17 protein-coding genes are annotated in these 20,885 nt (G+C 65.8%); 14 read left to right on the forward strand and 3 right to left on the reverse strand.

What is annotated here, in order from left to right:
• Window positions 1-40: 40 nt before the first annotated feature.
• The 4 genes from ACTIAO_RS00115 to ACTIAO_RS00130 all read left to right on the forward strand — a co-directional run bounded on the left by ACTIAO_RS00115 (window position 41) and on the right by ACTIAO_RS00130 (window position 5,927).
• On the forward strand, window positions 41-313 hold the full coding sequence (locus ACTIAO_RS00115; RefSeq protein ID WP_441904314.1) for a YlxR family protein: 273 nt from the start codon (window positions 41-43) through the stop codon (window positions 311-313).
• A 94-nt stretch (window positions 314-407) separates the two neighbouring features.
• Complete coding sequence (infB, locus tag ACTIAO_RS00120; protein ID WP_441904315.1) at window positions 408-3,140, forward strand: translation initiation factor IF-2; 2,733 nt, start codon at window positions 408-410, stop codon at window positions 3,138-3,140.
• 64 nt (window positions 3,141-3,204) lie between these two features.
• Window positions 3,205-3,636 carry a 30S ribosome-binding factor RbfA gene (gene rbfA / locus ACTIAO_RS00125; RefSeq protein WP_441904316.1) on the forward strand — a complete coding sequence of 144 codons (432 nt, stop codon included), beginning with the start codon at window positions 3,205-3,207 and terminating at the stop codon, window positions 3,634-3,636.
• An 80-nt stretch (window positions 3,637-3,716) separates the two neighbouring features.
• Window positions 3,717-5,927 (forward strand): response regulator transcription factor, encoded by a 2,211-nt coding sequence (locus ACTIAO_RS00130; protein ID WP_441904317.1) that lies wholly within the window; start codon window positions 3,717-3,719, stop codon window positions 5,925-5,927.
• A gap of 19 nt (window positions 5,928-5,946) precedes the next feature.
• On the opposite strand, the gene ACTIAO_RS00135 is transcribed toward ACTIAO_RS00130, so the two are convergent.
• Window positions 5,947-6,843, reverse strand: coding sequence for an A/G-specific adenine glycosylase (locus ACTIAO_RS00135; protein WP_441904318.1), 897 nt, complete (start codon window positions 6,841-6,843; stop codon window positions 5,947-5,949).
• Between the two features lie 52 nt (window positions 6,844-6,895).
• Between ACTIAO_RS00135 and truB the strand changes: the two genes are divergently transcribed.
• From truB to ACTIAO_RS00165, 6 genes are all read left to right on the forward strand, one after another.
• A complete protein-coding gene (gene truB / locus ACTIAO_RS00140) occupies window positions 6,896-7,789 on the forward strand; it encodes a tRNA pseudouridine(55) synthase TruB (RefSeq protein WP_441904319.1) in 894 nt (297 codons plus the stop codon).
• On the forward strand, window positions 7,786-8,154 hold the full coding sequence (locus tag ACTIAO_RS00145; protein ID WP_441904320.1) for a hypothetical protein: 369 nt from the start codon (window positions 7,786-7,788) through the stop codon (window positions 8,152-8,154). The genes truB and ACTIAO_RS00145 overlap by 4 nt, the downstream gene beginning before the upstream one ends.
• 46 nt (window positions 8,155-8,200) lie before the next feature.
• Window positions 8,201-8,647 (forward strand): hypothetical protein, encoded by a 447-nt coding sequence (locus ACTIAO_RS00150; RefSeq protein ID WP_441904321.1) that lies wholly within the window; start codon window positions 8,201-8,203, stop codon window positions 8,645-8,647.
• Window positions 8,644-9,600 (forward strand): bifunctional riboflavin kinase/FAD synthetase, encoded by a 957-nt coding sequence (locus tag ACTIAO_RS00155; protein ID WP_441904322.1) that lies wholly within the window; start codon window positions 8,644-8,646, stop codon window positions 9,598-9,600. The genes ACTIAO_RS00150 and ACTIAO_RS00155 overlap by 4 nt, the downstream gene beginning before the upstream one ends.
• Before the next feature lie 149 nt (window positions 9,601-9,749).
• On the forward strand, window positions 9,750-11,885 hold the full coding sequence (locus ACTIAO_RS00160; RefSeq protein WP_441904323.1) for a DEAD/DEAH box helicase: 2,136 nt from the start codon (window positions 9,750-9,752) through the stop codon (window positions 11,883-11,885).
• A 111-nt stretch (window positions 11,886-11,996) separates the two neighbouring features.
• The gene (locus ACTIAO_RS00165) at window positions 11,997-13,025 is read left to right on the forward strand and encodes a 6-phosphofructokinase (RefSeq protein WP_441904324.1); all 1,029 of its coding nucleotides are present in this window, start codon (window positions 11,997-11,999) and stop codon (window positions 13,023-13,025) included.
• 5 nt (window positions 13,026-13,030) lie between these two features.
• Here the strand turns inward: ACTIAO_RS00165 and ACTIAO_RS00170 are convergent, their stop codons facing one another.
• On the reverse strand, window positions 13,031-15,124 hold the full coding sequence (locus ACTIAO_RS00170) for a S9 family peptidase (protein ID WP_441904325.1): 2,094 nt from the start codon (window positions 15,122-15,124) through the stop codon (window positions 13,031-13,033).
• A 155-nt stretch (window positions 15,125-15,279) separates the two neighbouring features.
• Here ACTIAO_RS00170 and ACTIAO_RS00175 point away from each other — a divergent pair, with 155 nt between their 5' ends.
• The 3 genes from ACTIAO_RS00175 to ACTIAO_RS00185 all read left to right on the forward strand — a co-directional run bounded on the left by ACTIAO_RS00175 (window position 15,280) and on the right by ACTIAO_RS00185 (window position 18,618).
• The gene (locus ACTIAO_RS00175; RefSeq protein WP_441904326.1) at window positions 15,280-16,749 is read left to right on the forward strand and encodes an anion permease; all 1,470 of its coding nucleotides are present in this window, start codon (window positions 15,280-15,282) and stop codon (window positions 16,747-16,749) included.
• Entirely contained in the window at window positions 16,746-17,081 is a 336-nt protein-coding gene (locus tag ACTIAO_RS00180; RefSeq protein WP_441904327.1) for a peptidase, read from the forward strand. The genes ACTIAO_RS00175 and ACTIAO_RS00180 overlap by 4 nt, the downstream gene beginning before the upstream one ends.
• Before the next feature lie 76 nt (window positions 17,082-17,157).
• Entirely contained in the window at window positions 17,158-18,618 is a 1,461-nt protein-coding gene (locus ACTIAO_RS00185; protein ID WP_441904328.1) for an aspartate ammonia-lyase, read from the forward strand.
• Window positions 18,619-18,682: 64 nt separating this feature from the next.
• Here the strand turns inward: ACTIAO_RS00185 and ACTIAO_RS00190 are convergent, their stop codons facing one another.
• A complete protein-coding gene (locus tag ACTIAO_RS00190) occupies window positions 18,683-19,552 on the reverse strand; it encodes a fumarylacetoacetate hydrolase family protein (RefSeq protein WP_441904329.1) in 870 nt (289 codons plus the stop codon).
• Between the two features lie 60 nt (window positions 19,553-19,612).
• Between ACTIAO_RS00190 and ACTIAO_RS00195 the strand changes: the two genes are divergently transcribed.
• Window positions 19,613-20,788, forward strand: coding sequence for a PrsW family glutamic-type intramembrane protease (locus ACTIAO_RS00195; protein WP_441904330.1), 1,176 nt, complete (start codon window positions 19,613-19,615; stop codon window positions 20,786-20,788).
• The last annotated feature ends 97 nt before the right edge of the window (window positions 20,789-20,885 follow it).

Genomic DNA, 20,885 nt, shown 5'->3' on the forward strand with positions numbered 1-20,885 from the left:
CGGGGCGGCGCGGAGTCGGCGCACAGCGGCGCAGTGTAAGATGGATCCCGTACGAACATGCGTCGGCTGTCGCATGCGTGCTTCCCGGTCCGCCCTGCTCAGGGTGGTGGCCCAACACGAATCTCTCATCATCGATGAGCGTGCCGTGATGCCAGGGAGGGGCGCGTGGGTGCATCCGACGCACGAGTGCCTGGATACCGCCATTCGGCGCCGGGCCTTCGCACGAGCACTCCGTGTGTCACCGACCATCGGGTTTCCCGAAGGTCAAGATACGCAGACCATTGAAGATCATCACCAGCGAAACAAAGGCTGAACGGCTATGGAAACAAAGTGAACGGCTCGAAATGAGTCCCGTCCGCGACTAGTGGTCTGTCCTGTCTGGGCAGACCGACCCAGACAGGAGAATTGTGGCTGCCAAACCACGCGTACACGAGATTGCTGCCGAACTCGGCGTTGATAGCAAGGTCGCACTCGCGAAGCTGAAGGAGCTCGGCGAATTCGTCAAGAGCCCCTCGTCAACGATCGAGCCCCCGGTGGCTCGCAAGCTTCGTGCTGCCATCGCAGCAGACGATGCGATCAAGCCGAAGACCGAGGAGAAGCCCGCTGCCAAACCGGCTGCGGCCAAGCCTGGTCCCAAGGCCCCGACACCCGGACCGAAGCCGGGCCCGAAGCCCGCTCCAGAGGAGAAGCCTGCAGAGGCGGCTCCCGCAGAGCCCGCACCGGCACCGGTGGCTGAGGCCCCCGCTGCACCGGCAGAAGAGCCGACACCGTCGGCGGACAAGTCTGCAGACGCGTCAGCACCGAAGCCCGGTGCCCCGCGTCCGGGCAACAACCCGTTCTCATCCGCGCAGGGCATGGGCCAGCGTCCGGCAGGTCCCCGTCCGGGTAACAACCCGTTCGCATCTGCGCAGGGCATGGGCCAGCGTCCGACGCCCGGTAACATTCCCCGTCCGCAGGCACCGCGTCCCGGTGCTCCGCGTCCGGGTGCCCCTCGTCCCGGATCGCCTCGTCCCGGTGCACCTCGCGGTGGCCAGGGCGGTCGTCCCGGTGCACCGTTCCAGCAGCGCTCCGGCGGCCCCGGCCGTCCCGGCGGCGGCCCTGGTGCAGGCGGCGGCCCCGGTGGACGTCCGGGCGGCGGCTTCGCCGGTCGCCCCGGTGGCGGCGGTGGCCGTGGCCGTGGACCCGGTGGTGGTACCGCTGGCGCCTTCGGAAAGGGAGGCGGCAAGTCCAAGCAGCGCAAGTCGCGTAGGGCGAAGCGGCAAGAATTTGAAATGCGGTCGGCTCCGGTCGTCGGTGGCGTCAACGTCACCCGCGGCAACGGTGAGACGATCCGCATGCGCCGCGGTGCGTCGATCGCAGACTTCGCGGACAAGATCGAGGCGCTGACCGGTTACACCGTGCAGCCAGGAACCCTGGTTACGATCCTCTTCAACCTCGGCGAGATGGCTACGGCCACCGAGTCGCTGGACGAGGCGACCTTCGAGGTGCTGGGCGAGGAGCTCGGCTACAAGATTCAGATGGTCTCGCCCGAGGACGAGGACAAGGAGCTCCTCGAGGGCTTCGGTCTCGACCTCGATAAGGAACTCGAGGCCGAGAGCGAAGACGATCTCGAGATCCGTCCTCCTGTGGTCACCGTCATGGGCCACGTCGATCACGGTAAGACCCGACTGCTCGACGCGATCCGACAGACCAACGTGATCGAGGGTGAGGCCGGCGGCATCACCCAGCACATCGGTGCCTACCAGGTCTGGACCGAGCACGAGGGCATCGAGCGCGCCATCACGTTCATCGACACCCCCGGTCACGAGGCGTTCACCGCCATGCGTGCCCGTGGTGCGCAGGTCACCGACCTCGCGATCCTCGTGGTCGCAGCCGACGACGGCATCATGCCGCAGACGGTCGAGGCGCTGAACCACGCACAGGCGGCGAACGTGCCGATCGTGGTCGCAGTGAATAAGGTCGACAAGCCCGAGGCCAACCCGGCGAAGGTGCGTCAGCAGCTGACCGAGTACGGTCTGGTCGCAGAGGAGTATGGCGGAGACGTCATGTTCGTCGACGTTTCGGCTCGTCAGGGCACCGGTATCCAGGAACTGCTGGATGCTGTCCTGCTCGTCGCCGATGCTGGCCTTGACCTGACGGCCAACCCGAACAAGGCTGCTCGTGGCGTTGCCATCGAGGCCAAGCTCGACAAGGGTCGCGGCTCGATCGCCACCGTGCTCATCCAGTCCGGAACGCTCCGCGTCGGCGACTCGATCGTTGCCGGAACCGCTTACGGTCGTGTTCGGGCGATGCTCGATGAGAACGGCGACGCTGTCGAAGAGGCATGGCCCTCCCGTCCGGTGCAGGTGCAGGGTCTGAACTCCGTGCCACGAGCCGGCGACGTCTTCATCGTCACCGAAGAAGACCGCATGGCGCGCCAGATCGCTGAGAAGCGTGAGGCCGTCGAGCGCAACGCTCTGCTGGCCAAGGCTCGCAAGCGCATCTCGCTCGAGGACTTCACCCGTGCACTCGAAGAGGGCAAGGTCGAGACGCTCAACCTCATCATCAAGGGTGACGTCTCCGGTGCCGTCGAGGCGCTGGAGGAGTCGCTCCTCAAGATCGAGGTGGACGACACTGTGCAGTTGCGCATCATCCACCGCGGTGTGGGTGCGGTCACCGAGTCGGATGTGAACCTGGCGACGATCGATAACGCGATCATCGTGGGCTTCAACGTCCGCCCTGACCCCAAGGCCCGTGAGGCTGCGGCGCGTGAGGGCGTGGATGTCCGGTTCTACTCGGTCATCTACGCGGCGATCGACGAGATCGAGAGCTCCCTCAAGGGCATGCTCAAGCCGGAGTTCGAAGAGATCCAGTCCGGTGTCGCCGAGATCCGCGAGGTGTTCCGCTCCTCGAAGTTCGGCAACATCGCCGGTGTCATCGTCCGCTCGGGAACGATCACGCGCAACGCCAAGGCACGCATCATCCGCGACGGAGTCGTGCTCGCCGATGGCCTGGCCATCGAGTCGCTGCGCCGCTTCAAGGATGACGTCACCGAGGTGCGCACGGACTACGAGGCCGGTATCGGACTCGGCAAGTTCAACGACATCCAGATCGGCGATGAGATCGAGACCACTGAGATGGTCGAGAAGCCTCGCGGCTGATCTGATCGATTGTGAGGGGCGCCTGCGGGCGCCCCTCATTCGTCACACGAGAGAAGAAGAGAAAATGGCTGGAGAACGACAGGCACGTCTGGCTGACCGCATCCGCGTCATCTTGGCTGAGCGACTGGAGAAGGGGCTGCGCGACCCGCGTCTCGGCTTCGTCACCATCACGGACGTCCGCGTCACCGGTGACCTGCAGAACGCCTCCGTGTTCTACACCGTCCTCGGCACGGATGAGGAGCGCATCTCCAGCGGCGAGGCCCTCGCGTCGGCGACGGGGATGCTCCGCAGCGAGGTCGGGCGCCAGCTGAGCACACGCCTCATCCCGACCCTGGAATTCATTCCGGATGCTCTTCCCGAGAACGCCGACAACATCTCGGCTCTCCTGCGCCAGGCGCAGGAGCGGGATGCTGAAGTCGCGAAGCTCGCCTCTTCGGCAACTCATGCCGGCGATGCGGACCCGTACCGCCCGGAGCTGAACGAGGACGAGCAGTAGCCGAGATTCGATTCGCTTGATAATCTGATCGCTATTGTCGGCCCGTCAACGCGGGTCGCGAACGCGGGAGAAACGATCTGGTGACGACGGCTCTGCAGGACGAACTGCCGGTGCAAGCCCGTACGACCGACGAGCGAGAGCTCGTCTCCCAGGTTGCTGCTGATCTGCTGACCGAGGGATTGCCGACGGCGCCGCACGTCGTGGCGAAGCTGCTGCGGCGGCTCAACGCGGATGCCGGAACCGCTCGAGAGACAGCCGCGCAGATCAGTCCCCTCCAGCGCAGCGGTCAGCGGATGCTGCCGAAGCCACTGCCCCTCGTGCCGTCGATCTCCGCGGCATTCGAACAGCTTGATCTTGATGCCGACGATCGATTCGTTCTGCTTCTCGCGGCGCTGTGCACGGACAACAAGCTCGATCTGCTGGTGGATGCATCCCAGCGCAGTCCTCTCAGCCTTCTGACGGGACCCGTCGGCGAGCACCTCGCCATTTCGCACGGCCGGTATCGCTTCATCGATGCACGAATGGCGATCTGGGTGCGGGAGACCGTCGCAGGGCTCGACACGACGCGTGCACACGCTCGACTGCTGCGGGTCCATGAGAAGCGCGACGATCGGGTGCGAGCCGCCTGGCATCAGGCCCGCGGTGCCGTGGAGCGCGAGGCGGATCTTGCCCCGATGCTCACATCAATGGCACGTGAGCTCAACGTCGCAGGCAGCCCGGAATCGGCATTCGAAGTGGCGGTAGAGGCCGCAGATCACGCCACAGGCGCCGCACGTGATGAGGCATGCCTGATGGCCGGGGTCTCCGCGGTCGCTGCCGGATGCTTTGACGACGCCGCGAAGTGGCTGAGGGGCCTGTTTCCGCACGGTGATCGCGCGTGCAGAAGACGCGCCCTGACGAGCATGCTCATCGCCGAGACCTGTGCTCGTGGTGCGGTGCCGGTGCTCGACCCGGCCGAACTTCGCCCGACAGCGGTTGACACCCGCCAATGGTTCTTCTGGGCGCGCACAGCGGGCATCGCCGCAGTGATGTGCGCGGAGCGGGGCGACGTGCCCGCGATGCGCGTCTGGTTGACGGAGTTGCGCGATGCGGATCGGCGCGCTGACGCGGGTGGAGCGATTCAGGAATCGGCGGTTGCGATGTGCTGGATGCTGACCGGCGACGCGGACGCCGTGCCGATGCGTTCGCGGGGCCCGTACTCCGGCGGCGTCGTCGGTGCTCTGTCCGCTGCCGTCGACGGAGACATCGCCGGCGGTCTGCAGATGCTCGCCAGGGCTCGGTCCGGCCTGGTAGACGAGACGGATCCGCTGGTGTCGGGGTTCGAGCGCAGCCCGCTCGTGGATGCCTACCTCGCCGTCACCGAGACGCTCTTGCACTTCTGGAGAGGCGACGTGGATGCTGCGCGCGAGCGGCTGTCCACGGCATCCATCGACCTTCCGGTCGCTGTGCCCTTCGCGGGTCTCGGAACCGTGCTCGCACACCGGCTCGACATCACAGCCCTGGGCGCGCCCGGTGTGCTGCCTCAGGTGCTCTCGGAGACGCTTCCGAGCGGCATGCGCATCGACCGACTCGTCGACCACGGCCTGCGCGCGTACCTGGATGGTGCCCATGAGCAGGCCGCGACCGATCTGAGGCTGTGGCACGATCGTGGGGCGCCGGAGCTGGCGCTCTCGGTCCCTGGCCTCGACGAGGTCGGCCCGGTCATCGTACGAACCCGGATCGAGCCCCCGGAACTCACCGAAGCGACGGCGCTCAGACACCGCATCCGAGCGATTCCGGAAACGTCATGGCGACGGGAGCGCGACGCGATCGCCGATGCGGGACGAAGTCTCAGTTCATCGTTCTGCCGCGGCCGCGTCGAGGCGATGCTGGCCACGGTGAGCATCGTCCACGAAGATCTGGCGGGCGGGCGACGGCATTTGCGCGCGGCACGCAGCCTGTTCGAGGATTCCGGAGCGCTGGCCTGGCGCGATGTCATCGATATGCGCCTGGACAGGCTCATGGCCCAGATGCAGGCGATGAGCGGAATCGCCACCGCGCCGATACACGTGGTCGGCGTCACGGATCCTCTCCAGAACAGCCGAGTCGCCTGGTCCGAGATCCTCACCGACCGGGAACTCGAAGTCGCCATGCGTGTCGCTGAGGGGCTGACGAACAGCGAGATCGCAGGGGAGCTCGACATCTCGGTGCGCACCGTCGAAGTGCACGTCAGCAAGCTCTTCAGCGTGCTCGGAGTCCGCAACAGAGTCGAGCTGACGGTGCTCGCTCACCGGACAGGACAGCACCTCTGACGAACTGCTGTCCGCATCCTCATCGGGGGAGTCGGAGCATCCCGTCGACCGCCTCGACGAGTCCGTCGGCGACGAGGGAATCGATCGCACGATCCCGCTGGGCGGGATCGGCCCAGTCGGGGGTCACCGCCTCTGCGGGCAGTTCGTGCGTGGCAGCATCCCGCAGCATCTTGAGCACGGCACCTCGTGCCTGCCGATCAGAGCCCGCATAGCGGGCCTGGCGTGGCCTGGTATCGCCGGTGTCGGGGCGGCCAGACGCGATCCATGCGCAACGCTGAGCGATCGGACAGCGTTCGCAGTGCGGTGCGCGGGCGGTGCAGACCGTCGCGCCGAGTTCCATCATGGCTGCGTTGAACACGGCGGACTCTGAGACATCTTCCGGGAGCAGAGCCGACATCGCGGTCAGGTCGCGGCGACTGGCCGGTCCCGGCTGCGACCTGCCCTCCAGTGCTCGTGCGATCACGCGGCGCGTATTGGTATCGACGACGGGATGCCGGTCGCCGTAGGCGAACGTCGCGACAGCGCGTGCGGTGTAGTCACCGATACCGGAGAGCGCGAGCAGCGCATCGACATCGCGCGGAACCGTTCCACCATGACGCTCGGCGATCTCGATGGCGGACCTGTACAGCCAGAGAGCACGTCTGGGGTAACCGAGATTCGCCCACTGATGCACGACCTGTGCCGGTGTCGCGTCCGCCATCGCCGTGGGCGTCGGCCACCGATCCAACCAGGCTTCCAGGTGCGGGATGACACGCGAGACCGGAGTCTGCTGCAGCATGAACTCACTCACCAGCGTGCCCCACGCACCGTACTGCTCATCGAACTCCCGGCGGCGCCATGGCAGATCGCGTGCGTGCGTCGCGTACCAGTCCGTCAGCTCCTGCGAGAAGGAGTCGGAGGAGGAGTTCAGGGCCACCCCGACAGCCTATTCGGCAGAGCGACGGTGCAGGCCTCGGTAGGCTGGAGGGATGGTCGAACCTGGCATCCTCCTCGTCGATAAGCCCGGTGGGCTGACCAGTCATGACGTCGTCGCGCGGACGCGTCGCGCGTTCGGCACACGCAAGGTCGGACATGCCGGCACGCTCGACCCGATGGCGACGGGGCTGCTCGTCCTCGGCATCGAGGGTGCGACCAGGCTGCTCACCTACATGGTCGGCGCCGACAAGACCTATCTCGCCACGATTCGGTTGGGGCAGGCGACGACGACGGACGATGCGGAGGGCGAAGTCACCGCACACGCTAATGCGGATGCCGTGGACGCCATCACCCCGCTGCAGATCACCGAGGGCATTGCTGCGCTCACCGGGGACATCTCGCAGGTTCCCAGCGCTGTCTCTGCGATCAAGGTCGACGGGCGGCGCGCCTACGACCGTGTGCGCGCCGGTGAAGAGGTCGAGCTGAAGGCCCGCGCGGTCACGGTCTCCCGCTTCGACGTGCTCGCCGAACGCCGTGCGGACGGCGTTCGCGATCTCGATGTCTGGGTCGACTGCTCGTCCGGCACGTATATCCGTGCGCTCGCGCGTGATCTGGGCGAGAGCCTGGGTATCGGCGGACACCTGACGGCACTGCGTCGTACTCGAGTGGGCCCCTTCGAAGTTGCGGATGCAGTCGAGGTCGATGATCTGGACGGCGCCCGCACGCTCACCCCGGCGGCTGCGGCGACGCGTGTGCTCCAGCGGCTCGATGTCTCTGCCGATGACGCGCGCGACCTGCGCCACGGCAAATGGCTGAGGGGGCGCGGCGACCAGCTGCACGAGTCGCTCGCCGCGGCCGTCGACCCGGACGGCGCTCTCGTGGGAATTCTCGAGCGCCGTGGTGCTGATCTGAAGAGCGCGATGAACATGCCGGGGGAGACGCGATGATTCTGTGGTTCACGTTCGTTCAGATCGGGGTGGCTGTCGCTGCGGGGATCTTCGCCGTCATCGCGGGGCTGATGGGGCGACGTCCGAGCGACTACACGGTCGGCGCGCTGGCGCTGGTGGAGCTTCTGCTGATCGTTCAGGTCGTCGTCGCCATCGTCGCGCCCTTCGCGGGCAATCCGCCCAGCGGTGACCTGCTGGAGTTCTGGGTGTATCTGGTTTCTGCGGTGCTCGTCCCGATCGGGGGAGTGTTCTGGGCGCTGCTCGAGCGCAGCCGGTGGAGTACCGTCATCCTCGGTCTTCTCGGCTTCGCCGTGGCCATCATGCTGTGGCGCATGGAAGTGATCTGGACGATCCAGGTCGGGTGACGGGCTGCATCCGCCCCGCTCCAGCGCACTTAGGATGGAAGACGCTATGAGCACCACCGAAACCCGCAATCGAATGACCGGCATCGGCCGCATTCTCGTCATCGTGTACGCCGTGATGGCACTCGCGGCCACCGGTCGCAGCTTCGTGCAGATCGTTCGGAAGTTCGACGAAGCACCGCTCGCATACTCGCTGTCCGCTCTGGCTGCCGTCGTCTACATCGTCGCCACGCTGGGGCTGGTCTTCGCACGTCGCCGCGGGTGGTACACGATCGCCTGGGTGGCCATCGTGTTCGAGTTCGCCGGAGTGATCATCATCGGAACTCTGAGTCTGGCGATTCCCGCTCTGTTCCAGCATGACTCGGTGTGGTCGGTGTTCGGCCGCGGGTATCTGTTCATTCCGCTGGTGCTGCCGGTGTTCGGCATCTGGTGGCTTCTTACGCATCGGCCCGTGAGCACGCTCCCGAGCCCGGAGCGCCACGAGGTGACCGTATGATCGTCTTCCGCGATCCGAGCGAGGTCCCGGCCGACTTCGGACCCTCGGCTGTCGCCATCGGCAAGTTCGACGGCCTGCACGCCGGGCACAGGGCCGTGATCGAGCGACTCAAAGCGGATGCTGCGGCATCCGGAGCCCGTGCGGTCGCCGTGACCTTCGATCGCAACCCGCTGGCGCTGCTGCGTCCCGAACTCTGCCCCGAGAATGTCGTGTCCGTGGACCGCAAACTCGAGCTGCTGAGTGAACTGGACCTCGACGCGACCCTGCTGCTGACCTTCGATCAGGAGCTTGCCTCTCAGACGCCTGAGGCGTTCGTCGATGACATTCTCGTCGGGTCGCTCCACGTGTCGACTGTGCTCGTCGGACAAGACTTCCGATTCGGGCACCGAGGGGCCGGCACACCCGACCTGCTCCGCGAGCTGGGACCCGACCGCGGATTCACCGTCGACGTGGTCGATGATGTGTACATCGAAGGGATCGAACGGCGCGTCTCGTCCAGCTGGATCCGCGAACTGCTTTCCGAAGGCGATGTCGCTGCGGCAGCAAAGGTGCTCGGTCGACCGGTCGATGTGCGCGGCGAGGTCGTCCACGGACTCAAGCGCGGACGCGAGCTGGGATTCCCGACCGCCAATCTTGCTGAGACCGTCGATGCGTTCGTTCCCGCCGATGGGGTGTACGCCGGTTGGCTCCACGACCACGACACCGGGATCCGCTATCCGGCGGCTGTATCGGTCGGCACCAATCCGACTTTCGATGACGTGCTCGTCCGTCAGGTCGAGGCGCACGTGCTCGATGAGGATGCCCTCGATCTATACGGTCATGACGTCACGGTGGAGTTCACCGAGCGTCTGCGCGGCATGGTCGCATTCGAGGGAATCGACGCCCTCATGGCACAGATGGGGGCCGATGTCGACTCGGCTCGCGCACTTCTGGCCTCAGATGCTCTAGAATGATGGTGGTTCTCGACGTTGCGGGTGCGCAGTTCGCACTTCGCTGAGCACGAGATCTCGATCCGCACGGTCATGGCTCATGCCACACGCGGACAATTCGTACGGCACGATCGCCTGATATGGCGACTCGGTATCTCACGCTCAGGAGGAGCATGCCGACTACGGCAACCGCCGCAACGCGGCGCAAGAAGACGTCTCGTCGTGACGAAGAGGCCCCGCTGATCCCGATCCTTGCGCGCAAAGTGCGCGAGATCGAGGCCAAAGCGCAGCGCGGCAAACTCGGACCGACGAACAGGGTCAAGTTCCAGGTCATCGCGTTCCTCGTGCGCGAGGAGCGTGCCCGCGTCAAGACCGACGAGGCATTCAGCGACTCCGCTCGGGCTGAGCTTCTCAAGCGGCTCGACGGCGTAGCGACGATCCTCGCCAAGACCGCAGCGCGTGACACGTCGCTGATCCAGCTGCTCGAGGCAGACCAGGCCACGAGCCCGGTCGCCAAGCGCATGCGCCGTGACTGGCTGCTCGAATCCGGCGCCGAACTCGCGCCTGAAGAGCTCATCATCACCGATGTGGCACGTGTGCAGGAACCGGTGGTTCCCGCGGCTCTCGCCGAACGTCAGGTCACCCCGCCGTCTGTGGAGTCCCGCCAGCTCGCCAACCCGTTCCTCGCGCCGGACCTCACCCCGCGGGTGACGACGACGCCGCGTCGACGCCTCGACGGCTGGGAGCTCATGGGCCCCCTCTACAAGGCCTTCGAGACGGGGGCGGGCGGATCTGCCGCGACGATGGAGCTGCCGCCGGTTCCGGAGTACGACCACATCTCGCCGAAGGGCCTCGAGGTGATGGTGCACCAGTCGCGATTCCTCGAGTCCGTGCGCGCCGGGCACCGCAGCTTCCTGCTCGCGGACGAGCCGGGTCTGGGAAAGACCGCGCAGTCGGTGCTCGCAGCCTCGATCGCCGATGCTTACCCGCTGCTGGTCGTGGTCCCGAACGTCGTGAAGATGAACTGGGCCCGTGAGGTCGAGCGGTGGACGCCGCAGCGCCGCGCGACGGTCATTCAGGGCGACGGTGCTGACATCGACGCCTTCGCCGATGTGTTCATCGTGAACTACGAGATTCTCGATCGGCACCTGTCCTGGCTCGGCTCCATCGGGCTTCAGGGCATGGTCGTCGACGAGGCGCACTTCATCAAGAACCTCTCGTCGCAGCGTTCGCAGAACGTGCTGGCACTGGCATCCAGAGTCCGCGAGCACGCACACGATCCGCTGATGATGGCATTGACCGGAACTCCGCTGATCAACGACGTCGAGGACTTCGACGCGATCTGGCGCTTCCTCGGCTGGACGACCGGTGACAAGCCGGGCGCTGAGCTCATGGAGAAGCTCGATGCCACAGGTCACACGCCGGCAGACAAGGCGTTCTATCCCGAGGCGCGTGAAGCGGTCATTTCGATGGGCATCGTTCGCCGCAAGAAGAAGGATGTCGCAGCCGACCTGCCGGACAAGCTGATCGCAGACCTGCCCGTGCAACTGGACGACGAGTTCGGTCGCAGCATCCGCCAGGCCGAGCGCGAGCTGGGGGAGCGGTTGGCGGCGAAGTACCGTCGGATCCTGCAGGCCCGAGGCGATCGCGGGCTCGAGCCCGGCGAGATCGACGAGGACATCGTGCGCCTCGTCGCGCACAACGAGCTCGAAGAGTCCAAGGCCGCCGGGACAGGCGGGGACAACGTGTTCACCATGGTGCGCAAGATCGGTCAGGCCAAGGCCGTGCTCGCTGCGGATTACGCGGCGCAGCTTCAGCGTTCGGTGGGCAAGGTCGTCTTCTTCGCCAAGCACATCGATGTCATGGACCAGGCCGAGGCGCACTTCGCCGCCTCCGGCATCCGCTACGTCTCGATTCGCGGTGATCAGACGACGCCAGCACGACAGCAGGCGATCGACGACTTCAACGGCGATGAGGGCGTGGGCGTGGCCGTGTGCTCGCTCACGGCAGCCGGAGTCGGCCTGAACCTGCAGGCGGCGTCGAACGTGGTGCTCGCAGAACTCAGCTGGACGGCCGCCGAACAGACTCAGGCGATCGACCGCGTGCACCGCATCGGCCAGGACGAACCGGTCACCGCGTGGCGGATCATCGCCGCGCACACCATCGATACGAAGATCGCAGAGCTCATCGATCAGAAGCAGGGGCTTGCTGCCCGCGCTCTTGACGGTGAAACCGTCGAGGAGACCGCGAGCGAGTCCGTGCAGATGGCGGCGCTGATGCATCTGCTGCGCGAGGCGCTCTCCGACTGAACGGCGGTGTGAGGCTGGCAAGAATGGCATCGGTGGGTATTTGACCACTAGTGTCGTGAACAGGCAGCGTCGCCGGTTCCCCCACTTCCCGCAACCTCCGAAGGCATCAGCATGAAGATCGGTATCCTCACCAGCGGCGGCGACTGCCCCGGCCTCAACGCAGTCATCCGCGGAGTCGTGCTGAAGGGCACAACCTCCTACGATCTCGAGTTCGTCGGTATCCGCGACGGCTGGCGCGGCGTCGTCGAAGGCGACTTCACACCTCTCACCCGCCACGAGGTCAAGGGCCTGTCGAAAGTCGGTGGGACGATCCTCGGCACCAGCCGCACCAACCCGTACGAGGGCGAGCGCGGCGGAGCGGAGAACATCGCCAAGACCCTGTACGGGCACAAGATCGACGGCATCATCGCAATCGGTGGTGAGGGGACTCTTGCTGCCGCAGATCGGCTGTCGAAGGACGGCATCAAGGTTCTCGGAGTGCCCAAGACGATTGACAACGACCTGCGGGCCACGGACTACTCGTTCGGGTTCGACACGGCGGTGAACATCGCCACAGATGCGATGGATCGCCTCCGCACGACGGGCGACTCGCACCAGCGCTGCATGGTCGCCGAGGTCATGGGCCGCCACGTCGGATGGATCGCCCTCCACGCTGGAATGGCGGCCGGAGCTCACGTCATCTGCATCCCCGAGGTGCCGATGTCGATTGATGAGATCGCCGCCCAGGTCACCAGTGCCCACGACCGCGGTCGCGCGCCTCTCGTCGTCGTCTCCGAGGGGTTCAAGCTCGAGGGCATGGATGAGGCGTTCAGCGACAAGGGCCTGGATGCTTTCAACCGTCCGCGCCTGGGTGGCATCGGCGATCAGCTCGCCCCTGCGATCGAGCGGATGACCGGTATCGAGACGCGTGCGACGATCCTCGGTCACATCCAGCGCGGCGGTTCGCCGTCGGCGTTCGACCGCGTGCTCGCGACCCGGCTGGGGCTGCACGCCGCCGACGCGATCGTAGAGGGCGACTGGGGTCAGATGGTGGCGATGAAGGGCACCGACATCGTGCGCGTGCCGTTCGAAGAGGCTCTCGGCGAGCTCAACACCGTTCCGCGCTACCGCTACGACGAGGCTGCCGCACTCTTCGGCTGACCCCGTCAGGCGAGGCCGAGTGCGTCCAGCATCCAGGCTAGCTCGAACGAACGCTCGCGCCAGGCGTTGTAACGTCCGCTCACGCCACCGTGGCCGGCGGCCATCTCGCATTTCAGTAGCACGTCCTGCGCGCCGACGTGCCGCAGCGCGGCCACCCATTTCGCCGGCTCGACGTAGAGCACGCGGGTGTCGTTGAGCGAGGTCATCGCCAGGATCCGCGGGTAGGTGACGCCCTCCTGAACGTTCTCGTAGGGCGTGTACGTCTTCATGTACGCGTAGACCTCGGGGTCGTGCAGTGGGTCTCCCCACTCATCCCACTCGATGACCGTCAGCGGCAGGGAGGGATCGAGGATCGACGTCAGGGCATCGACGAAGGGAACGGATGCGAGAATTCCGGCGAACGTCGACGGTGCGAGATTGGCGACCGCTCCCATGAGCAGCCCGCCCGCGCTTCCGCCCTCGGCGACCATCCGCTCGGCAGATGTCACACCCGTCGCGATGAGGTGCTCGGCGCACGCCACGAAGTCCGTGAAGGTGTTGCGCTTGTTCTGCAGCTTGCCGTCTTCGTACCAATTGCGCCCCAGCTCGCCGCCACCGCGCACATGCGCCACGGCGAATACGACCCCGCGATCGAGCTCTGACAGCCGCGCGACCGAGAAGCCGGGGTCGATGGAGTGCTCATAGGATCCGTAGCCGTACAGATGCACAGGACGCACCTCGGCGCCGGGCTCGCCGAACGACTTCTTCCACACCAGCGAGATCGGGACCCGCGTGCCGTCGGGTGCGGTCGCCCAGCGGCGCTCCTGGTCGTATTCGGCCGGGTCGTAACCGCCGAGCACGGGCTGGCGCTTGCGCAGCACGAGCTCCCGGGATGCGAGGTCCAGGTCGTAGACCGTGCTGGGGGTGACGAAGGACGTGTATGTCAGGCGGAGGAAGGGGGCGTGCCACTCCGGGTTGCCCGCCGGCCACGCGGCGAACAGCGGCTCGTCGAAGCGGAGTTCTTCGACGGCATCCGTTCGGTAGTCCAGCAGCCCGATCCGCTCCAGCCCCTCGCGACGGAACCCGACGACGGCATAGTCGCGGAAGCAGTCCACGTCGAGAATGCGCCGGCCGGCTTCATGCGGCATGACCACGTGACGCGCACCCTGCGGGGCGGATGCCGAGACGGAGACGAGCTCGAAATCCAGAGCATCCTGGTTGTGGAGGATGTACAGCCGGTCCTCGCCGTCGACGATCGCGTGCTCGACGGAGTACTCGACGCCCTCGGTCCGCGGCCACACGAGCTGCGGCTCTGCGGTGATGTCGCCCTGCAGGTCGACGAGGTACTCCTCGCTGGTGATGCTCGAGCCCACCCCGATCACGAGATAGCGGCGGCTTCGGGTCACACCGGCGCCCAGCCAGAACCGCTCATCGGGCTCGTGGAACAGGCGAACATCCTCAGCGACTGGCGTGCCGAGGCGGTGCAGCCAGAGCGTGTCGGGACGCCATGCCTCATCGCGAGTCGTGTAGACGATCGCGGTGCCGTCGGGGGTGAAGAATCCGCCGCCGGTGTTCGGGATCTCGTCGGCGAGAGCCTCACCCGTGACGAGATCGCGCACCTTGATCGTGTACAGCTCGTCGCCCTCGTAGTCGGGTGCCCACAGGAGCTTCGTCGCATCGTCGGAGACATCGAAGGAACCGAGTGAGAAGAACTCGTGTCGCTCAGCTTCTACGTTTCCGTCGAGCAGGATCTCTTCCCCGGGGACGGGGACGCCCGGCTCGAGCGTCGGGGGAGTCCAGTCGCCGGGCTCTGCCGCGGCGCGGCACTGGATGCCGTACTGCGCGCCCTCCTCGCTGCGACCGTAGTACCACCACTGGCCACGACGGGATGGAACGGACAGGTCCGTCTCCTGCACGCGGCTCTTGATCTCACCGAACAGCGTCTCGCGCAGTTCTTCGAGGTGCGCGGTCTCGGCGTCGGTGTACGCATTCTCCGCTTCGAGATGCGCGATCACTTCCGGGGAGTCCTTCTCGCGGAGCCACTCGTAGGGATCGGCGAAACTGTCGCCGTGGTGCGTGCGGATAGAGGTACGGCGTGCGGCAATAGGTGCGGTGGTCACCTGCTCCACGGTAGCTCAGGTCGAGTTGACCGGAGCCGAGCAGGGTGCGAGGATCAATCGGGGCCGGTTAACGGAAGCGAAACCCACGGTGAACTCTTCGTTCGTCACGCCGATCACGTCGGCACATCCCTTCTCCAGACAACCGAAAGCTAACGGTGGAAACCGCAGTCCTCATTGTCGTGCTGGTCATCTTGCTGGCGCTGTTCTTCGACTTCACGAACGGGTTCCACGACACCGCGAATGCGATGGCAACACCCATCGCAACCGGTGCTCTCAAGCCCAAGACCGCGGTGCTGCTGGCAGCGTGTCTGAACCTCGTCGGGGCCTTCCTGTCCACAGAGGTGTCCAAGACCGTTTCCCACGGCATCATCAATGAAGATGCCATTCTCGCGTCGGGTGCACAGCTGTTCCTCTCGGTCATCTTCGCCGGGCTCATCGGCGCGATCACTTGGAACATGCTCACCTGGCTGCTGGGTCTGCCCTCCAGTTCCTCGCACGCTCTCTTCGGTGGTCTGATCGGTGCGACGCTCATCGGCGTCGGCCTCGGCGGTATCGACTTCGGAATGGTCCTGTCCAAGATCGTGCTGCCCGCACTGATCGCGCCGCTCACCGCAGGGATCATCGCGTTCGCGGCGACGAAGATCGCCTATTCGATCACGCGTCGATACGACGGCAAGCCCGACGGGCGATCCGGCTTTCGATGGGGACAGATCTTCACGTCATCCCTGGTCGCGCTCGCTCACGGCACCAACGATGCCCAGAAGACCATGGGGGTCATCACACTCGCGCTCATCACCGTCGGCTGGCAGAGCTCCGATCACGCCGACCCGCATCTCTGGGTGATCGTTGCCTGTGCGGTCACGATCGCGCTCGGCACCTATCTCGGCGGCTGGCGGATCATCCGCACGCTCGGCAAGGGCCTCACCGAGGTCAAGCCCGCTCAGGGATTCGCGGCCGAGAGCTCGACGGCGGCGACGATCCTGGCCTCGAGCGCTCTCGGCTTTGCTCTGTCGACGACACAGGTGGCATCGGGCTCGGTCATCGGCTCCGGTCTGGGCCGTCGCGGTTCCTCCGTCCGCTGGCGGACCGCGGGGCGCATTGCGATCGGCTGGCTGCTGACACTGCCCGCTGCTGCTACGGTCGGCGCTCTCGCCGCGCTCATGGTGGTCTGGCTCGGTGGCTGGGGCGTCGCGATCGATGCGGTTCTGGCCCTCGTCATCATCGTCGGTCTTTTCCTTCGTTCGCGTAAGAACGCGGTCACCTCAGAGAACGCGATGAGCGATGTTGCCGAATCCGGCCATGCTGTCGAGCATCCTGATGTCCCCCCGCCCACGCGCCGACAGACCCGGATCGAACTTCTCCGTGCCCTCGATCGTGCTGAGCGCAAGGCCGAGGAAGCGGAGAAGGCGGGCCGTCGAGCACGCAAGCTCAAGAAGAACGGCGGCTCCGGCGCCGAGGTCAAGGCGGCACGCAAGGCCGCAGAGCGCGCGAACAGGAAGCTCGCCGAGGCGCAGAAGGCCGCGCAGACGTGGGAGACGCTCAGCGAGAGCCGTCGCGCACGCGCGCAGCTCGCCGAGTGGGACGGGATCGAAGAAGAGACCGATGAGCGAGAGGGGCAGCGATGAGCATCGTGATCGACTGGATGGCGTTCGTCAGTGTCTTCTTCGCGGCTCTCATCGGTGCCGTGCTCATCGTCACGTTCTACGCCACCGGCCTTCGACTGCTCGTGCGCGCCGGGCGGATTCCTGTTGTATCGCCCGCCGAGTTCACGGATGCGATCACGATCCTCACCGATAAGCAGGCCAACCGCGCTGCGAAGCAGGCGGCCAAGGCCGCGAAGAAGAGCCCTCTCACCGAGGGGCAGAAGCGCGTGGCGCTCGTCGGAGCGTACGGATGCTTCGTGATGTGCGCTTTGGCTGTCATCGCAGGAATTCTCATCATCGTCATCGGTCACTGACGCCGCATCGTGGGGCGGCATAGGATGGATGCATCCCCCGTACATCCATCCGCCACACCACCCACAAGGAAGTGACATGGCTTCTGCCGCGCCCGCATCGACCCGAACTGAGACCGATTCGCTGGGAAGCATGGAAATTCCCGCCGACGCATACTGGGGCATTCACACCGCCCGCGCCGACGCTAATTTCCCGATCTCGAAGCGACCGATCTCGGTCTATCCGGACATGATCCGCGGACTCGCGATGGTGAAGCAGGCCAGCGCGCGAGCGAACAAGGAGATCGGCGTCCTCGACGCTGAACGCGCTGACATGATCGACGCCGCAGCGCAGCGCGTGATCGACGGAGAGTTCCACGATCAGTTCACCGTGGGTGTCATCCAGGGCGGTGCTGGTACCTCGACGAACATGAACGCCAACGAGGTCATCACCAACGTCGCGCTCGAGATGGCTGGACGCGAGAAGGGCGATTACGCGTTCCTCTCGCCGATCGACCACACCAACCGCAGCCAGTCCACCAACGATGTGTACCCGACAGCGATCAAGATCGGGCTGTCGCTGAACCTGCGCTCGCTGCTGGACGAACTGGACCTGCTGCGCCGCTCTTTCCTCGGAAAGGCCGTCGAGTTCCACGACGTGCTGAAGGTCGGGCGCACACAGCTGCAGGATGCTGTGCCGATGACGCTCGGCCAGGAGTTCCATGGCTTCGCCACGACGCTGGGCGAGGATCACGAGCGTCTTGCCGAGAATGCCAAGCTCATGTTCGAGATCAACATGGGCGCCACCGCGATCGGCACCGGAATCACCACTCACGTCGACTATTCGACGTCGGTGCTCAAGCACCTGCGTGAGATCTCCGGACTCGAGCTGGAGACGGCGACCGACCTGGTCGAATCGACCAGCGACACCGGTGCGTTCATGTCGTTCTCCTCGTCGCTGAAGCGCAATGCCATCAAGCTTTCGAAGATCTGCAACGACCTGCGTCTGCTGTCTTCGGGCCCGCAGGCGGGGCTCGGCGAGATCAACCTCCCCGCCAAGCAGGCAGGTTCCAGCATCATGCCGGGCAAGGTGAACCCGGTCATCCCGGAGGTCGTGAACCAGGTTGCGTTCTCGGTCGTCGGTGCCGACATGACCGTGACGATGGCTGTTGAGGGCGGGCAGCTGCAGCTGAATGCCTTCGAGCCGGTCATCGCGCACTCGATCTTCCAATCGATCACCTGGATGCGTCAGGCGATGTGGACGCTTCGCGTCAACTGCGTCGACGGCATCACCGCCAATGAGGACCGTCTGGGTGCGATGGTGGGGGCGTCGGTCGGCGTCATCACCGCGCTCACCCCGTTCATCGGCTATGCAGCGTCTGCGGCGCTCGCGAAGACCGCGCTGCTGACCAACCGCAACGTCGCCGACCTCGTGGTCGAGGCCGAGCTGATGTCTCGTGAAGAGGTCACCAAGCAGTTGTCTCCGGCACGGCTGTCGGGGCTCGAGGCCGTGACTGCGGCCATCAGCGTCATCCCGCCCGAGGACATGATCCAGATCTGACCTCGTTCAGACGCACGGCGAGCGGTTCGGGGGAGCACCCCGGACCGCTGAGCCTGTCGAAGCGTCAGTCGTAGATGCGGCAGTGCGTGGTGAGCTCTCCGATGCCGTCGATCCCCACCGTGACGGTGGAGTGGTCGCGCAGGAAGATCTGCGGGTCCCGGGAGTAGCCGGCCCCGCCCGGGCTGCCGGTGGAGATCAGAGTTCCCGGCTGCAGGGTGATCGATTGCGACAGATGCGTGACGAGCTTCGCAACCGAGCGGACCATCTGCCCGGTGCTGGCGTCCTGCACGGTGTGTCCGTCGATGACCGTCCAAATGTGCAGATCCTGCGGGTCGGGAACCTCGTCGGCGGTCACGGCGAACGGGCCGGTCGGTGTGAAGCCGTCGAACGACTTGCACCGCGACCACTGCGCCTCGGCGAACTGGATGTCGCGAGCGGTGATGTCGTTGACCACCGTGTAGCCCCAGACATGCTCGAGTGCATCCTCGAGCGCGACGTCCTTCGCGGCGCGGCCGATGAGCACGCCGAGCTCCGCTTCATAGTCGATGGACTCGCTGAGCGTGCGCGGCCAGCCGGTGACGGCGTCATGGCCCGTGAGCGAGTTCGGCCAGAGCGTGAAGACCGTCGGCGCCGTGTCGGTCTTCAGCCCCAGTTCACTGGAGTGCGCGGCGTAGTTCAGTCCGACCGCGAGGATCACGGGCGGGTTCAGCACAGCGGATGCGAATCCGAAACCATCGAGCGGATGCCGCGGTGCTGCGCTGTCGGCAAGCGCAGAGCGCAGGGCCTGGAGCATGTCGTCTCCGCCCTCGATGAGCTGCTGGAGCGTGGCTGGCGCGGGGGAGAGGAGATCGGAGACGAGGACGGCGGCGGAGTCTTCGATGACGGCGAGATGGATGCCGGAAGAATCAGAGCCGCGCAGATGGGCGAAACGCATGCTTCTACGCTACCGGTCATCACTTGTCGTCGGCGTGATGACTGCCTCTAGGCTTTGATCATGACTTTCGGAGGACCTGGACAGCCCCAGGACAGCCAGCCGACGACGTATGCGCCGCCGGCACCGGTGGTGTCAGCTCCGGGCCCCGCGCTGCCGACGCTCCCCGTCCCCGCGAAGAAGGGCCGCACCGTATCGATCTGGCTGTTCGGCATCCTGGGGTTCGTGCTCGTCGTGCTGATCGGGTACTTCGTATGGGCACTGGGAGCGGTGGCATCCGGAATCGGGCTCGTCATCGCTCTGATCCCATTGACGATCGTGTTCATCGGCGTCTACATCATCGACCGCTGGGAGCCGGAGCCGAAGCTCCTCATCGCTTTTGCGATCGCCTGGGGCGCCATCGCGGCGGTCGGCATCACGCTGCTCGTCGACCTCGCCATCACGATGGCGATCGGTCTGCGCACTGAGGAGCTCAGCACGGTGATCCAGGCCCCGATCATCGAAGAAGTCGCGAAGGGGATCGGCATCTATGTCATCTTCCTCATCGGGCGGCGTGCATTCGACGGTCCGATCGATGGAGTCGTCTACGGAGCGCTCATCGGCGGAGGGTTCGCTTTCACGGAGAACATCCAGTACTTCGCGATCAGCCTGATCGAGGGCGGCGGAACCCAGCTGACGGCGACGTTCGTGATGCGCGGACTGATATCTCCGTTCGCGCACGCCATGTTCACGGCCTTGACCGGGTTTGCGATGGGCCTGGCCGTGCGCCGCGGCGCGTCGAAGGGAGGCGTGTTCGGCGCCGGATGCTTGGGAATGATCGGAGCCATGCTTCTGCACGGGTTCTGGAACGGCTCTGCGATGTTCGCGGACTTCTTCGCGCTCTACGTGACGCTGCAGGTGCCGCTGTTCATCGGTTTCATCCTCGCCATCGTCGCGCTGCGTCGCGAGGAAGCACGGATCACCCGGGAGCGACTGGGAGAGTATGCCGCCGCGGGTTGGTTCACCCCCGAGGAAGTGACGATGCTCGCGACGCCCTCGGGGCGCAAAGTGGGCATGCGCTGGGCGGCATCGCTGAACGGCGACAGGCGTTCCCTGATGAAGCAGTTCATCAAGGATGCGACGGCTCTCGCAGCCGTGCGCCAGCGCGCCATCGCCGGGCGGGATCCGCTCGCGGCGGACGACGAGCGGGCGCTGCTTACTCGGACGCGGGCGACCAGAGCCGCCCTGCTGGCCTACTGACAGCGGCAGGCTCTTGACAGGCGACAGCACCGGGTGCACCCTGGTGTCAGGCCAACTCAGCGCCCGGGAGACTCGCAGGCATCGCCGCAGCACCGGG

The organism is Microbacterium sp. (assembly GCF_052099035.1).
Taxonomy (GTDB): Bacteria; Actinomycetota; Actinomycetes; order Actinomycetales; family Microbacteriaceae; genus Microbacterium.

What these genes read in the sequence shown, in the direction of transcription:
- ACTIAO_RS00150 (WP_441904321.1), top strand. Translation starts at nt 8,201, where the DNA reads ATGAGCACCACCGAAACCCGCAATCGAATGACCGGCATCGGCCGCATT.
- ACTIAO_RS00115 (WP_441904314.1), top strand. Translation starts at nt 41, where the DNA reads ATGGATCCCGTACGAACATGCGTCGGCTGTCGCATGCGTGCTTCCCGG.
- ACTIAO_RS00155 (WP_441904322.1), top strand. Translation starts at nt 8,644, where the DNA reads ATGATCGTCTTCCGCGATCCGAGCGAGGTCCCGGCCGACTTCGGACCC.
- ACTIAO_RS00165 (WP_441904324.1), top strand. Translation starts at nt 11,997, where the DNA reads ATGAAGATCGGTATCCTCACCAGCGGCGGCGACTGCCCCGGCCTCAAC.
- ACTIAO_RS00185 (WP_441904328.1), top strand. Translation starts at nt 17,158, where the DNA reads ATGGCTTCTGCCGCGCCCGCATCGACCCGAACTGAGACCGATTCGCTG.
- ACTIAO_RS00180 (WP_441904327.1), top strand. Translation starts at nt 16,746, where the DNA reads ATGAGCATCGTGATCGACTGGATGGCGTTCGTCAGTGTCTTCTTCGCG.
- rbfA (WP_441904316.1), top strand. Translation starts at nt 3,205, where the DNA reads ATGGCTGGAGAACGACAGGCACGTCTGGCTGACCGCATCCGCGTCATC.
- truB (WP_441904319.1), top strand. Translation starts at nt 6,896, where the DNA reads ATGGTCGAACCTGGCATCCTCCTCGTCGATAAGCCCGGTGGGCTGACC.
- ACTIAO_RS00160 (WP_441904323.1), top strand. Translation starts at nt 9,750, where the DNA reads ATGCCGACTACGGCAACCGCCGCAACGCGGCGCAAGAAGACGTCTCGT.
- ACTIAO_RS00190 (WP_441904329.1), bottom strand. Translation starts at nt 19,552, where the DNA reads ATGCGTTTCGCCCATCTGCGCGGCTCTGATTCTTCCGGCATCCATCTC.
- ACTIAO_RS00145 (WP_441904320.1), top strand. Translation starts at nt 7,786, where the DNA reads ATGATTCTGTGGTTCACGTTCGTTCAGATCGGGGTGGCTGTCGCTGCG.
- ACTIAO_RS00195 (WP_441904330.1), top strand. Translation starts at nt 19,613, where the DNA reads ATGACTTTCGGAGGACCTGGACAGCCCCAGGACAGCCAGCCGACGACG.